The sequence below is a fragment of the Sphingomonas sp. BL-S-05 genome (assembly GCF_055521695.1).
In genome coordinates this window covers 1,834,187-1,846,997 of sequence record NZ_CM145499.1, presented here as the reverse complement: position 1 = coordinate 1,846,997, position 12,811 = coordinate 1,834,187, and the positions used below count along the sequence as shown (strand labels likewise).

At 66.1% G+C, this 12,811-nt stretch carries 16 protein-coding genes; 13 read left to right on the top strand and 3 right to left on the bottom strand.

The features are described from left to right. Positions 1-28 precede the first annotated feature (28 nt). The 4 genes from ACZ1JS_RS08615 to ACZ1JS_RS08600 are packed head-to-tail and all read left to right on the top strand — an operon-like array spanning position 29 to position 2,165. Positions 29-391, top strand: coding sequence for a response regulator (locus ACZ1JS_RS08615; RefSeq protein WP_242116544.1), 363 nt, complete (start codon positions 29-31; stop codon positions 389-391). 26 nt (positions 392-417) lie between these two features. Then, positions 418-855, top strand: a complete 438-nt coding sequence (locus ACZ1JS_RS08610) for a chemotaxis protein CheW (RefSeq protein ID WP_242116543.1) — start codon at positions 418-420, stop codon at positions 853-855. 33 nt (positions 856-888) lie between these two features. Continuing rightward, positions 889-1,890, top strand: coding sequence for a chemotaxis protein CheB (locus ACZ1JS_RS08605; protein ID WP_242116542.1), 1,002 nt, complete (start codon positions 889-891; stop codon positions 1,888-1,890). 5 nt (positions 1,891-1,895) lie between these two features. Further along, entirely contained in the window at positions 1,896-2,165 is a 270-nt protein-coding gene (locus tag ACZ1JS_RS08600) for a hypothetical protein (RefSeq protein WP_345878377.1), read from the top strand. A gap of 17 nt (positions 2,166-2,182) precedes the next feature. Here the strand turns inward: ACZ1JS_RS08600 and ACZ1JS_RS08595 are convergent, their stop codons facing one another. Next, positions 2,183-2,386 (bottom strand): hypothetical protein, encoded by a 204-nt coding sequence (locus ACZ1JS_RS08595; protein WP_465168554.1) that lies wholly within the window; start codon positions 2,384-2,386, stop codon positions 2,183-2,185. A 2-nt stretch (positions 2,387-2,388) separates the two neighbouring features. Beyond that, positions 2,389-2,544: a hypothetical protein gene (locus ACZ1JS_RS08590; protein WP_345878380.1), complete on the bottom strand. Its 156-nt coding sequence runs from the start codon at positions 2,542-2,544 to the stop codon at positions 2,389-2,391. A 240-nt stretch (positions 2,545-2,784) separates the two neighbouring features. Here ACZ1JS_RS08590 and ACZ1JS_RS08585 point away from each other — a divergent pair, with 240 nt between their 5' ends. The 7 genes from ACZ1JS_RS08585 (at position 2,785) to ACZ1JS_RS08555 (ending at position 9,262) form a co-directional block, all read left to right on the top strand. Beyond that, complete coding sequence (locus ACZ1JS_RS08585; RefSeq protein WP_465168553.1) at positions 2,785-4,284, top strand: sensor histidine kinase; 1,500 nt, start codon at positions 2,785-2,787, stop codon at positions 4,282-4,284. Further along, positions 4,281-4,961, top strand: coding sequence for a response regulator transcription factor (locus tag ACZ1JS_RS08580; RefSeq protein WP_465168552.1), 681 nt, complete (start codon positions 4,281-4,283; stop codon positions 4,959-4,961). The genes ACZ1JS_RS08585 and ACZ1JS_RS08580 overlap by 4 nt, the downstream gene beginning before the upstream one ends. 276 nt (positions 4,962-5,237) lie before the next feature. Then, a complete protein-coding gene (locus ACZ1JS_RS08575; protein ID WP_465168551.1) occupies positions 5,238-5,570 on the top strand; it encodes an ArsR/SmtB family transcription factor in 333 nt (110 codons plus the stop codon). An 11-nt stretch (positions 5,571-5,581) separates the two neighbouring features. Then, positions 5,582-6,010 (top strand): arsenate reductase (glutaredoxin), encoded by a 429-nt coding sequence (arsC, locus tag ACZ1JS_RS08570; protein WP_465168550.1) that lies wholly within the window; start codon positions 5,582-5,584, stop codon positions 6,008-6,010. Next, positions 6,010-7,296 (top strand): arsenic transporter, encoded by a 1,287-nt coding sequence (locus tag ACZ1JS_RS08565; RefSeq protein ID WP_465168549.1) that lies wholly within the window; start codon positions 6,010-6,012, stop codon positions 7,294-7,296. Before arsC ends, ACZ1JS_RS08565 begins: the two co-directional genes overlap by 1 nt. Beyond that, positions 7,296-8,036 (top strand): arsenical resistance protein ArsH, encoded by a 741-nt coding sequence (arsH, locus tag ACZ1JS_RS08560; RefSeq protein WP_465168548.1) that lies wholly within the window; start codon positions 7,296-7,298, stop codon positions 8,034-8,036. The genes ACZ1JS_RS08565 and arsH overlap by 1 nt, the downstream gene beginning before the upstream one ends. 266 nt (positions 8,037-8,302) lie before the next feature. Then, the gene (locus ACZ1JS_RS08555; RefSeq protein WP_465168664.1) at positions 8,303-9,262 is read left to right on the top strand and encodes a serine hydrolase; all 960 of its coding nucleotides are present in this window, start codon (positions 8,303-8,305) and stop codon (positions 9,260-9,262) included. Between the two features lie 11 nt (positions 9,263-9,273). Here ACZ1JS_RS08555 and ACZ1JS_RS08550 read toward each other — a convergent pair whose 3' ends face one another. Further along, entirely contained in the window at positions 9,274-10,167 is an 894-nt protein-coding gene (locus ACZ1JS_RS08550; RefSeq protein ID WP_465168547.1) for a hypothetical protein, read from the bottom strand. 115 nt (positions 10,168-10,282) lie between these two features. On the opposite strand from ACZ1JS_RS08550, the gene ACZ1JS_RS08545 reads away from it, so the two are divergent. Together ACZ1JS_RS08545 and ACZ1JS_RS08540 are read left to right on the top strand one after the other, a co-directional pair. Continuing rightward, a complete protein-coding gene (locus ACZ1JS_RS08545; protein WP_465168546.1) occupies positions 10,283-11,584 on the top strand; it encodes an SLC13 family permease in 1,302 nt (433 codons plus the stop codon). 69 nt (positions 11,585-11,653) lie between these two features. Further along, on the top strand, positions 11,654-12,715 hold the full coding sequence (locus ACZ1JS_RS08540; RefSeq protein WP_465168545.1) for an endonuclease/exonuclease/phosphatase family protein: 1,062 nt from the start codon (positions 11,654-11,656) through the stop codon (positions 12,713-12,715). The last annotated feature ends 96 nt before the right edge of the window (positions 12,716-12,811 follow it).

The following is a 12,811-nucleotide window of genomic DNA, read 5'->3' as shown; positions in this document are numbered from 1 at the left end:
GACTGATTTCGTACCGAGGGAGCCTACCGTGGCAAAGACGATCATGACCGTCGATGATTCGCCCAGCATGCGGATGTTGCTGCGGGTCGCGCTGACCGATCTTGGATATAGCGTCGTCGAGGCGGAGGACGGTGTCCACGCGCTCGAAAAGCTCGACGGCTTTCAACCCGACCTGCTCATCACCGACATCAACATGCCGCGCATGGACGGGTTCGGCCTGATCAGCGAAGTGCGCGGGCAGGGGCGACGCAACCTGCCGATCCTGGTGCTGACGACCGAAAGCTCGGACGAGAAGAAACAGCGCGCCCGCGATGCCGGCGCGACCGGCTGGATCGTCAAGCCGTTCCACCCCGAAAAGCTCGCGGCCGCCATCCGCCGCGTGCTGCACTGACCCGTTTCGTACCCGAGGATTAGACCATGTCCCGCCAACTCATCACTTTCCAACTGGGCGACCAGATCCTTGGCGTCGACATCATGGCGATCCGCGAGATTCGCGCCTGGTCGCCGGCGACGCCGCTGCCCAACGTGCCGCCCTATGTCCGCGGCGTCGTCAATCTGCGCGGCGTGGTGCTGCCGGTATTCGACCTGCGCCATCGGCTGAACTGGGGCCAGACCGATCCGTCGGCGCGCCACGTGATCATCGTCGTGCGCATCGGCGAACAGTTGCAGGGCATCATCGTCGATGCGGTGAACGACATCGTGTCGATCCACCCGGACGCGATGCAGCCGGTCCCCGACATGGGCGACACCGAATCGTCGCGCTTCCTCGAAGGGCTGGCGACGATCGACAATCGCATGATCCTGGTGCTGGCGCTTGACCGTCTGGTCGACCAGCCGATGGCCGAAGCCGCCTGACGTACCGCGTAAACTTTTTGGGACAATCACATCATGGCTGCTAGCACGAAGGTACTCGTCGTCGACGACTCGTTGACCATGCGGGCGCTCATCTCGGGAGCGCTGGAGCGGATTCCGGGTGTGGAAGTCGTCGGCCTTGCGGATGGTGCCGAAGAGGCGCGATCGATGGTCGCATCGCTCAAGCCGCACGTCATCACGCTCGACGTCGAGATGCCGGGCATGAGCGGCATCGAATATCTGGCCGAGATCATGGAATCGAAGCCGATGCCGGTCATCATGTTCTCGACCCGCACCACCGACGGCGCGGGCGAGACGATCGAGGCGCTGCGCCTCGGCGCGATCGACTGCCTGCCCAAGCCGCGCGTCGCGGCGCCGGCCGAACTCGATGCGATCATCGCGAAGCTCGGCAAACGCATCAAGTCGGCGCGCAACGCCCCGACCAAGGCGAAGGCCCCGGCCGCCAAGGCGGCGGCGCCGATCAACTGGAACGGTCGCCTGATCGTGCTGGGCGGCGACGCGTCGAGCACCGCGTCGATGTTCGACATGTTCGGCGCATTCCCCGCCAACTGCCCGCCGACGATCGTCGTCCAGCATCTCGGCCCGGGACTGGTCGAGGGCATGGTCGAAAAGCTCGGGTCGCAGGTCGCGCCGAAGGTCGTCGTCGCCACGGACGGCATGGCGATCAAGCAGGGCACCATCTATTTCGCGCCGCAGGGCGATCACCACGTCGTCGTCGACGCATGGCCTTCGGGCAAGCTGCGGCTGCTGGCGCGCGATCCGGTCGCGGGCGAGCGGCCGTCGATCTCGCTGCTGTTCGCCGCCGCTGCCAAGGCGGCCGGCGCCAATGCGGTCGGCGTGCTGATGATCGACGGCAGCGAAGATGGCGGCGGCGGGCTGAAGGCGATGCTGGGCGCGGGCAGCTACGCCTTTTCCCCGGCGGAGAATGGCGGCCACACGCTGGCGCGCGGCATGGTGGCACAGCCGGTCGCATCCGACGCGCTGACCGCCAGCGTCCTGAAACTGTGTTCGAAATGAACGCGGTGTCGACCTTTCCACAGCCGATCCCGATGGGCGACGCACTGGCCGACGAGCTGGTGCGCGCCTCGCGGATGCTGGGCGATCTCGCCTTCGACCTCGGCAGCGACGAAGCGACGCTGCGCCGCCACCTGACCGGCCTGCAGTCGATCGATCACGTCACGCAGATCCTGTTGAACCTCGCCACCGTACTACGCGGCGGCGACGGGCAGGATCGGCTGTCGGAGGTGACGCTGGAGGATATGCTGGAACGACTGCGCCGCCACGCCGGCTGACCGACCCGGCGGGCGAATTATCCCGGATAGCGCAGCGCCAGCGGCAGGAAGCACAGCGCGGCGCCGATCCCGACCCAGATCAGGCCGGGTAGGTTGCGCGTCGCGTGGTTCCCGCCGACTTGGGCGAACGCCTCGTCCGATACCCAGATCAGTTTCAGGAAACCGATCGTCATCACGATATTCCCGATCGGGATCGCGACGAAGGCAGCGATGTCGACCATGGTCAGTGCGGGTAGTTGCTGACCGCGACCAGCGCAGCCTTCAACCGGTCGCGTTCGTCGCGATAGGTGCGCGCGGCACGTTCAACCTGATTGAACCGACGATCGGCGTCGAGCAACGCGTCATTCATACGCTGACGACGGATAAACGGCCACTGCATACATCCTCTCCTGCGCGACTTCTGTGTGGGGGCGGCGGGAGGCGCCGGACGGAATCGACATTCCGCACGGTTTGGCATCGCAACGCCCTGAACAGGCGCTAGGCCGAAGTGACGTTAAGGCGTTACTATAGCTTTCTTATGTATGGACGTCGCACGCCGCCCGGCTACCCACCGCCCAGCGGCACGCGGGCCATGCCGCGGCGCGTTCGTGGAAGTGGACCTGCCGATATGCCGTCGCATATGATCACCCCCGATCTCGCCTCGCGTGGGTTCAAGCTGTCGCTGACGCGGCAGGGGCTCGCCTCGACCGCGACCGTGATCCTCGTCCTCGCGCTGGTCGGCAATCTGGTCGCGACCCATTATGACGAAGTGACCGCCGCGCTGGTGTTCATGCTGGGCGTCACCGTCGCCGGCGCGGTCGGCGGCCTGTCGAGCGCGCTGATCGCGGCGGCGGCGGCGTTCCTGATCTTCAACTTCTTCATCACCCAGCCGGCCTTCTCGTTCCGGCTCGGGACCGAACGCGATCTGGCACCGTTGTTCATCTTCAACCTGTGCGCGATCGTGACCGGGATCCTCGCCGGGCGGCTGCGCGACCGGTCGGAACTCGCGAAGCTCGGCAATGCCCGGCTGACCAACCTGTTGCGGCTCAGCCGGGCGCTGCAATCGGCGGGACGGGTCACCGACATCATCGCGGCGCTCGCCAGCGTCGCCGAACCCATATTGAACGCCCGCCTGACGCTGTTCCGCCTGCAACCCGGCGGCGTCGAATGGCTCGGTCCCGCCGATACCACGCGCGACGTCGACGCGATGCTCGCCACGCTGCTTGCCAGTGACGACGGGATGCTGGTCGATCGTCCGCTGGTGGCGATCCGGTTGGACGGCAGCGAGGGTACGATCGGCGTCCTGCTGCTGGAGGAGACCGGCGCCGGCCCGATGGACCTGTATCTGCTCCGCACCTTTGGCGGCAGCGTGTCGGTCGCCTTCGAACGCGCGATCCTGTCCGAACAGAATGCCGAACGCCGCGCGCTGCTGAAGGCCGAGGAGTTGAAGACCGCGCTGCTCAACTCGGTCAGCCACGATTTCCGTACGCCGCTGACCGCGATCAGTGCATCGGCGTCGAGCCTCCGCATCTATCGCGACAAGCTGGACGTCGAAACCTTCGACCAGTTCCTGCGCCAGATCGTTGACGATTGCGAACGGCTCAACCGCTACACGTCGAACCTGCTGGAGATGAGCAAGCTGGAGGTGGGCGACGATCCGGCGTCGTTGCAGACGCTGGGCGTCGCCGACATGATCGGCGTCGCGATCCAGCGTGTGCGTCCCCGCGCGGGCAGTCGCCAATTCGAAACGGCCGGGATGGACCCGCGCATCGCCGTATCCGCCAACCCGGCGCTGTTCGAACTGGTGCTCATCAACGTGCTCGACAATGCGATCCTCTATGGCCCCGACGGCACGCGCATCGTGCTGACCGCCGAGGATCTGGGCGATCGCTGCCGGATCGGCATCGCCGACGAGGGTTGCGGTATTCCGGAGGACGACCTAGTCCGCGTCTTCGAACGCTTTTACCGGGTCCGCCGCAGCGAGGCTTCGCCGCGCGGCAGCGGCCTGGGACTGGCGATCGCCAGGGGCTTTGTCGAGGCGCTGGGCGGCTCGATCGAGGCACAGACGCCGGGCGTCGGCAACGGAGGCACGAAGATCGTTATCGAACTGCCGATCGCCGGGGCCGTGCCGGCGTCATGACCAACATCCTGATCGTCGACGACGAACCCTCGCTGATCGCGGTGCTCGAACCGAGTCTCCGCGCGGCGGGCTATGATGTGGCGACCGCCTGCGACGGCGAGTCCGCCATCGCCGCCGTCCAGCGCATCGATCCCGACCTGATCCTGCTCGACCTCGGCCTGCCCGACATGGACGGCAAGACGGTGATCGGTGCGGTGCGCGCGATCAGCGCCGCGTCGGTCATCGTCGTATCGGCGCGCCATCAGGAAAGCGAAAAGATCGCGGCGCTCGACGAAGGTGCCGACGATTATGTCAACAAGCCGTTCGAGATCGGTGAACTGACCGCGCGTATCCGCGCGGCGGTGCGCCGGCGGGCCAGTGTCCGGGTCAAGCCGCGCACCTATCGCAGCGGCCCGCTGCTGATCGATTTCGACGCGCGCTCGGTGCGGATCGAGGAGGAGCCGATCCGCCTGTCGCGCAAGGAATTCGATCTTCTGCAGGCGCTGGCGATCAGCGCCGGGCAGGTCGTCACCCACAAGCGGCTGCTGGAGGTCGGCTGGGGATCGGCATCGGCCGACAGCCAGTATCTGCGCGTCTATATCGGCTATCTGCGCCAGAAGCTGGAAGAGGACTCGACCGACCCGCGACTGATCCTGACCGAACCGGGCGTGGGCTATCGGCTGGCACCGCCGGGCTGATCGGGACGGCAGGAGAGCGGTGGTGCCCCTCAAAGGCCGAAGATGGGCACTCAGAACATTGGACAATTTTAATATCGCGGCGCTGATGCAACGTCCGATGCTGAAATAATCAATAGCACGCGGTTAGTCGTGAACCGCCGAGGCTCGCATGGTCCCTGTCCATGCCATATGCTGCGGAAGAATGCCGCTACCACAGCATATGGTAGCTACGAGCGTGCGCCGGTTGGGCGAACAAAAGCCTTTTGCAGGATTTAATATATCCATTATGCTGGATGCATGGAAATTTATTCGGCTATCGGTGCGCTTGGGGCGTTGGCGCAGGGGACGCGCCTGGATGTGTTCCGCCTGCTGGTGCGACATGAGCCGGACGGCATGGCTGCGGGTGATATCGCCCGCAAGCTCGACGTGCCGCAAAACACCATGTCGGCGCATCTCGGCATTCTCGCCCGCGCGGGCTTGGTCCGATCCGAGCGCCATAGCCGATCGATCATCTATCGCGCCGATCTAGACGGCCTGCGCGCGCTGATGCTGTTCCTCGTCAAGGATTGCTGCGCGGGCAACGTAGAACTGTGCGCCCCGCTCATCGCCGAACTCGCTCCCTGCTGCTGAAAGGACGCCCCGTGGCCGTCGATATCGTCATCTATCACAACCCCGAGTGCGGCACGTCGCGCAACGCCCTCGCCATGATCCGCAATGCCGGCATCGAGCCGCATGTGGTCGAGTATCTGAAGACGCCGCCCGCACGCGCGTTGCTGGTCGAGCTAATCGACCGCGCGGGCATGACGCCGCGCGATCTGCTGCGCGAGAAGGGAACGCCCTATGCGGAGCTGGGCCTGGGCGACACGGCGCTGTCCGACGATGCGCTGCTCGATGCGATGATGGGGCATCCGATCCTCATCAACCGACCGCTGGTCGTCTCGCCGCTCGGCGTGAAGCTGTGCCGCCCGTCCGAAGCCGTTCTTGATCTGCTGCCGAGCGGCCAGCTCGCCGCGTTCGCCAAGGAAGACGGCGAACAGGTCGTCGATGCGCCGGGCCAGCGCGTCGCCTGATGCTCCTTGCCGTCCTGATCTTCGTCGCGACGATCGCGCTCGTCATCTGGCAACCCAAGGGGCTCGGCATCGGGTGGAGCGCAATGGGCGGCGCGGTCGTGGCGCTGCTCGCGGGCGTCGTCACCCTGTCCGACGTGCCGGTGGTATGGGGCATCGTCTGGAACGCGACCGCGGCGTTCGTAGCGATCATCGTCATCAGCCTGCTGCTCGATGAAGCCGGGTTCTTCGAATGGGCGGCACTGCATGTCGCGCGCTGGGGCGGGGGGCATGGTCGCCGCCTGTTCGTTCTGATCGTGCTGCTCGGCGCGGCGGTGTCGGCGCTGTTCGCCAATGACGGCGCGGCGCTGATCCTTACGCCGATCGTCATCGCCATGCTGCGGGTGTTGGGGTTCAAGGACAAGGCGACGCTGGCGTTCGTCATGGCGGCGGGGTTCATCGCCGACACCGCCAGCCTACCGCTGGTCGTCTCGAACCTCGTCAACATCGTGTCGGCCGACTTCTTTAGGATCGGATTCGGCAACTATGCGGCCGTGATGGTGCCGGTCGACTTGGTGTCGATCGCCGCCACGCTGGGCGCGCTACTAATCTTCTTCCGGCGCGATATACCGCAGGATTACGATGTGGCTGCGCTCCGCGCACCCGGTGCCGCAATCCGGGACGCCGCGACCTTCCGCGCCGGATGGATCGTCCTCGCGCTCCTGCTCGCCGGTTTTTTCCTGCTCGAACCGCTCGGCGTGCCGGTCAGCGCCGTCGCTGCTGCCGGCGCGATCCTGCTGCTGGTGATTGCCGGACGGGGCCATGTGATCGAGACACGCAAGGTGCTGCGCGGCGCGCCGTGGCAGGTCGTGATCTTCTCGCTCGGCATGTACCTGGTCGTCTATGGCCTGCGAAACGCTGGCCTGACGGATCATCTGGCGGGGCTGCTCGACCGCACCGCGCAAGGCGGCGTGTGGGGTGCGGCGCTGGGAACGGGCGTGATCGCTGCCGTCCTGTCGTCGGTGATGAACAACATGCCGACCGTGCTGGTGGGCGCGCTGTCGATCGAAGCCACGCACGCGACCGGGGCCGTCAGGGAAGCAATGATCTACGCCAACGTGATCGGCTGCGATCTCGGCCCCAAGCTAACGCCGATTGGCTCGCTTGCGACGCTGCTGTGGCTGCACGTCCTGGGACAGAAGGGCGTCAGGATCGGATGGGGCTATTATTTCCGGGTCGGGATCACGCTCACCGTGCCTGTCCTGCTCATCACGCTGGCGGCGCTGGCGCTGCGAATTGGAATTGCCTGATGCCGCTCCGCGACCTTGCCGACCCCAACCATCTGCCGGCACTCGATCGGCGTTACGCGCTCGATCGGCCCGCCCTCGGGCTAGGTGCCGGCGATCCGCCGCCCCGGATCCTCCTGCTCTATGGATCGCTGCGCGCGCGATCCTATTCGCGCCTGTGCATCGAAGAGGCGGCGCGGTTGCTCCGCTTCTTCGGCTGCGAAACGCGCATTTTTGATCCATCCACCCTGCCGCTGCCCGACCAGCACGCCGGTGACGACCATCCGGCCGTCCATGAACTGCGCGAACTGTCGCTGTGGTCGGAGGGGCAGGTGTGGTGCAGCCGCGAGCGCCACGGCCAGATTACCGGCATTATGAAGCTGCAAATCGACCACCTGCCGCTCAACATGGGCGGGATGCGCCCCACCCAGGGCCGCACGCTGGCGGTGATGCAGGTATCGGCGGGATCGCAGTCGTTCAACAGCGTCAACACGCTCCGCGTGCTGGGCCGCTGGATGCGAATGGTCACGATCCCCAACCAGTCGTCGGTCGCCAAGGCGTTCGCCGAGTTCGATGATGCCGGACGCATGAAGCCGTCGAGCTATTACGACCGGATCGTCGACGTGATGGAGGAACTGGTGCGCTTCACCGTCCTGCTGCGCCCGCATACCGCCCTGCTGGTCGATCGCTATTCGGAGCGAAAGGAAGCCGGCACGGTGATCAACACCGCCACCGATCTGTCGAGTATCGCCACGAAACCTTGATGCGGGCGGCTGGGACTGGAACGGAACGAACCTTCCCTGCGCTGGACGGAGCGGCGGCTGCGTCGAAGGCGGCTTGAGAAGGTTTTCGCTTTATCGTCAGTTCGTTACAAGGCCGAAAAAGGGAAGCCCTGTTGACGATCCGATTGTTGTTTCGCTGCGCCAGTGCAGTTTCTGTCCTGGCGGTCCTGCCCGCCTGCGTTCCTGCCGGTCGACCTGCCGTCCCGCCGCCTCCTGTCCCGGTCGCCAATCGTACTCCCGCATCCGTCATTCCCGAAGCACCGTTGGTCGTCGCCCGGCCGCAGCCATCGGCGGACCTGCTGAACGCCGTGCAAGCACTGGGCGCAGGTTTTGAGGGCGAGGTGGGCATCAGCGTGCGCGATATCGACGAAAACTGGGTCGTCGACTGGCAGGGCGACACCCCGCGTCCACAGCAGAGCGTCAGCAAGCTATGGGTCGCTATCGGGGTCATGGATGCGGTCGATCGGGGGCGATTGTCGCTTGCCGATCCGGTGACCGTCACTCGCGCCGACCTGACCCTGTTCCACCAGCCGATCCGGACGCTGGTCGGAAAAACGGGCTACAAGACGACGGTCGGTGATCTGCTGCTTGGCGCCATGTCGCGCAGCGACAACACCGCCAACGATGTGCTCCTGTGGCGGATCGGCGGTCCCGTGGCCGTCAACCGGATGTTAAAGGACAAAGGTGTTGCCGGTGTCCGCTTCGGTCCCGGCGAACGGCAGTTGCAGGCGCGTACCGCCGGACTGGCATGGCGTCCCGAATGGGCGGGTGGCTGGGGGTTCCTGCAGGCGCGCGCCGCGATGTCCTATGTGGCGCGGGACAAAGCGCTGCGCCGCTATCTTGAGGCACCGATGGACGGCGCATCGGCCAATGGCGTGACACTCGGGCTATCGTTGCTGGCGCAGGGCCGGCTGCTGAGCGACCGGTCGACCGCATCGCTGCTGACGCTGATGCGAGCCAGCAAGACCGGTCCGCTACGCCTCAAGTCCGGCCTTCGTCCCGGCTGGACGCTCGCCCACAAGACCGGGACCGGGCAGGATCTCGGCAAATTGTCGACCGGCTATAACGATGTCGGTCTGCTCGTGGCGCCGGACGGGCATCGTTATGCGCTTGCCGTGATGATCGCGAGCACGCGCCAGCCCATTCCGGTGCGGATGCGGCTGATGGGCGATGTCACGCGGGCGGTGATCGCCGCGGCCAGCCGGTAACCCGCGACGCCCTATCGATCGGGCAGGCTCGCCCGGTCGGCGCTCCAAGTGGCCAGCGTCTTGCCGGTTCGCGGGTTGTCGATCGCCACATCGTCCAGCGTCACCGCGATGATGCAGATCGGGCGCTGTTCGGGGCCGGCAGGTTGTCGACAGGCCACGGGCGATCGATCCGCCGTTCCGCCGATCCGGCCGCGCAGGCGAAGCTGCAGGCCTTGATCGGCGGGCACCTCGTCCGGGGCCGCGCGCACCACGGTCTCGTAGGGCTTTCCGTCCCGTAGCCCTTGCCCGGCACCATCGGCAAATTGGGCGACGGCCAATGTCTGCCCTGGCAGGGTGACCGCATCGGCGCCGGTGGGCGCGGCGCTGTCCTGCGCCGCCGGGCAGGTTTCGCTCGCCGTCCACGGGCGGGGAATCCAGAACCCTTCCGCGATCGTGCCGGTCGCCGATCCATCCTCCGACGCGCCCAGATCCGCCCCGCTCCAGATGACCGGCGCGACATGGACCCGCAGCGCCTTTGCCTCGGCATCGTAGCGCCAGCGCATCGGGCTGTCGCTGTCCGCATCGGAAGGCCCGCGACATCCGAAGGGAAGCCGCACTTCGAACCGCTGCCCCGCCAGATCGGCCGCCGCCTTCGGCAGGGACCGGCCCGATGCGAACGCATCCGCTGCCTGCGATGCCAGTGCGATCAGGTCGGCACGGGTTTTGACGATATCGCGCGGGTCGGGCAGCGAGGGCGCGGGTTGGACAACCGCAGGTGCCGTCGCGACCGGGGCAGCGGCGGGCGGCGCGACCTCGCGCGGGGATGTGCCCCGCCCGATCAGGAACCCGGTTCCGCCGACTGCCAGGGCAATCGCCAGACCGCCTGCCAGCGCAAGCCGGCTGTTCCGCAAGGTTGGCTCGTTCATACACCACCGATAGCAAAGCTCGCCAAATTGGCATACCCAAGGCCATGACATCCGACGATATAATCCCGGACGTGCTGCCCGATTGCGGCGTGTCCTCTGCCCGGGCGATAGCCGCGTGACCTTCGATCAGGTGCTGACGCTGCTGGTGCTGGTGCTGGTCGTCGCGGCGCTGATCTGGGACAAGGTGCGCTCGGACGTCGTAGCGCTCAGCGGTGCGGCCGTCCTGCTCATTGCCGGCGTCGTGCGGCCGATCGACGTCCAGAGCGCCTTCGCCAGCCCGGCGATCATCGCGCTCGCCTCGCTGTTCGTCATCGCTTATGCCCTCGAACTGTCGGGCCTGCTCGATCGCGCGATCGAGGCTGCGGTCAGGATGTGCAAGCGGCTGGGGTCGGCCGGCATCTGGCTGATGCTGGGTGCGATCGGGGTCGCGTCCTGTTTCCTCAACAGCACGCCGATCGTCGTGCTGGGTGCGCCGGTCGTGCGCGATGTCGCGACCGCCCTGAAACTGCCGCCCAAACGCTATCTGATGCCGCTGTCCTACATTACGGTGCTGACCGGATGCTGCACCCTGATCGGAACGTCGACCAATTTGCTGGTCGACGACATGGCACGCAATGCCGGGCAACCGCGCTTCGGCATCTTCGAGATCACCCCCGTGGGCCTGCCGATCGCATTGGCGGGGGCGATCTACCTGTTCCTGTTCAGCGGAAAGCTGATGCGCGGCAGTATCGCCGATGACAGCCCGGTTCCCGACCGACGCGACGTCGACGTGCCGAACGCCCAGGTCGGCGACCCGACATTGTTCGCGGAACATCGCGTCTTTCAGCCGGCCAAGGCTGCCATCGCGTTCGCCGTCTTCGCCGGCGCGATCGCCGTGGCCGCCGCCGGCATCGCGCCGATCGCCGCATCGGCCTTTGCCGGGGCCGTGCTGCTGATCCTGCTGCGCGTCATCACCGCCGACGAAGCCTATGGCGGGCTGAGGCCCCAAATCCTGATCCTGATCGCCGGCATGGTCGTGATCGGGCTGGCGATGGAGCAAAGCGGCCTCGCCGCGACGGCGACCGGGGCGCTGGTGGGATCGATGCAGGAATTCGGACCGCTGACCGCGCTGATCGTGCTGTACGGCGTGACAATGGTGCTGACCGAGCTGCTGTCGAATGCGACTGTGGCCGTTCTGGTCACGCCGATCGCGGTCGCGCTGGCGGAGAGCCTCGGCGTCAGCCCCCGCCCGTTCCTGGTCGCGGTGATGATGGCGGGCAGCGCCGCGTTCGCGACGCCGTTCGGATACCAGACCAACGTCATCGTCTACCAGATGGGCGGCTATCGCTACCTGGACTTTGTGAAGGTCGGCTTGCCCCTGAACCTCATCACCTTCGCCGTTGCGATCGTGACGATCCCGGTCTTCTTTCCGTTCTGAACGATGCTGCGGCCCGATCGCCGATCGACCGCGCCACCCCCCCCCCCCCCCCCCCCCTGGAATCCTGCCATGCGCATTCTCGTCTATATCGTCCGCGCCCTTGCCGGATTGCTGGTCGTGGTCACCGCGCTCAGCATCATCGAATCGAACGAATGGTGGATCAGGATCTGGGATTTCCCGCGGGTCCAGATCCTGGTGGCACTGCTGTTTACGGGAGGGGCGGCTCTGTGGTTGGATCGACGGGTCGGACGCTGGATCGCGCTGTGCTGCGCGGTCGCGGCCGGGTGGCAGCTCTATCGCATCTATCCCTATACGCCGCTCGCCCGGACGGAATTGGCGTTCGCGAAGGCCGGTTCCGCCTCACCGGATCGTTGCTTCAGCATACTCTCGCTGAACGTCCTCGAATCCAACCGCGACTATCGCCGGACGGCACAACTGATCGATCGGGTCCGCCCCGACCTCCTGTTGCTGATGGAGACCGACAAGCGCTGGGCAGCGGCGCTGGCACCGCAACTGGCACGCTATCCGAACCGGCTCGAACGCCCTCTCGGCAACACCTATGGCATGATCCTGGCGACCCGGCTGCCGATGCGCGACGCCAACATCGAAACGATCGCCGAAAAGAACACACCATCGATGCATGCCGAACTGACTGCGGGGGACCCGTTCCGGTTGATCGCGTTGCATCCCCGGCCGCCCTTGCCGGGACAGGATACCGAGGCACGCGACGCCGAGATAGCGATTGCGGCACGGCGCGCTGCCCGGACGAGACTGCCGGTTCTGGCGATCGGCGATTTCAACGATGTGGCATGGTCGCACACGTCGCAGCTGTTCAAGCGCGTCGGCGGCTATCTCGATCCGCGGATCGGGCGCGGCACGTTCGCCACCTTTCCGGCACGAACGCCGCTGCTCGGTTGGCCGCTCGATCACCTGTTCGTGACGCCGGAATTCACCGTGCGCGATCTTGCGGTGCTGGAGGATGTCGGTTCCGACCATTTGCCGGTCCATGCCCGCCTGTGCCTGACCGGACGGCCTGAGGACAGCAAACGCCCCGAACCCGTATCGCGCGAGGACCGCCGCGATGTGCAGGAGGTGTTGCAGGAATATCGTGAGGAGCAACGTCGCCCCTGACATGCGCTGTACGGGGGATCGATCGGCCCGGTCGATATTTCAAGCCGGATGGCGGGGCGGGTCATAGAAGAAGCGCTGCGTTGAACAGGACCGACC